Raw genomic sequence first — 1174 nt, forward strand, 5'->3', positions numbered from 1 at the left:
TGCTGAACGAATGAGTTTGGGGAAGTCTGGGATTGTCATATCAGCTCCTATTTGAAGCTGATATTAGATCATAAAATTAGTGCGATTGGTATAATACCAATCGCACTAATTAATTGGTCAAATTTGTCCAGCTTCTAAAACAGAGAGACATGACTCGGTTTGTGTCTTCTCTAAATCTGTTCCATGCTCGCTCGACAGAGTTGACTATATCTTCATAGTTTTCAAAACATCGATTGGCTAGCTCGTGCTGACGTAGCCAACTCCATACTTGTTCGATTGGATTTAATTCTGGTGAGTAAGGCGGAATGTGTATGATGGATAGATTAGGAAACTGTTCTGCTAAATGGTGCTGATGCCAACTTGCTTGATCCATTATTACAACGGAATGCTTTCCTATGGGTGTGGCTTTGGAAATCAGTTTGAGATGTTCTTTCATGACATCCATATTGCTCATGGGGTAAATCAGCGCTTCGGTTTCTCCTGTATTGATACAGACAGCACCGAAAAGATAAGCGAATTCAAATTGCTGCTGTTGTACCACTCTTAGGCGTGTCCCCTTCTCGGTCCACGCTCTTGTAGTCGTATTACGCTGACCGAATCTTGCTTCGTCCTGAAACCATATCAAAACATCATTAAGATGAACGTGGCCAGGGATCTTAAGGATCGTTTTTATTTGGAATTTTTTTAAAGTCTTCTTGTTTTTCAATGGATTGCTTTGGATGTTTTGAGCGTGTTGTTATCCAGACCAGGTCTAGCTTCCTTAATATTTTATAGACACCAGATAAGCTGTAAGGAATACCAAATTCTTCACCGATGAACTCAATAATATCGCTCCCTTGCAACCTTCCACCATCAGGTTTAACCGCATTAGATATGATGTATTGCTTTAGCTGTATAAGTTGAACCGGGGTAAGGCGTGGCGGGCGACCAGTATGTTGTTTTTCAGTAAGTCCCTCAATGCCATCTTTTAAATAAGCAGAAACCCAAGAATTGACACTAGTACGACTCACTTTAAGAAATGTCGCAATTTGAGCACGATTTTTCCCATCAACAAAGTGGGAAACGGCAAGTAGTCTTGTTCGCATTCTTGCATCTGATGTGGCGCGAATTAGTTTAGGGAAATCAGGTGTCATATAAGCTCCTTTCGAAGCTTACATTAGATCATAAAATTAGT

1 protein-coding gene is annotated in these 1174 nt (G+C 40.5%); it reads right to left on the bottom strand.

Features of this window, described 5'->3' with window-relative positions; translation table 11 throughout:
* Positions 1–109: 109 nt before the first annotated feature.
* Positions 110–1133 (bottom strand): IS630 family transposase gene (locus DI392_RS19355; protein WP_109321333.1). Its coding sequence is split into 2 segments (ribosomal slippage): positions 110–685 and positions 687–1133, totalling 1023 coding nucleotides; the frame shifts between segments, so codons are not numbered across the junction.
* Positions 1134–1174 lie beyond the last annotated feature (41 nt).

It is taken from the genome of Vibrio albus (assembly GCF_003144035.1).
In the GTDB taxonomy this organism is placed as follows: Bacteria; Pseudomonadota; Gammaproteobacteria; order Enterobacterales; family Vibrionaceae; genus Vibrio; species Vibrio albus.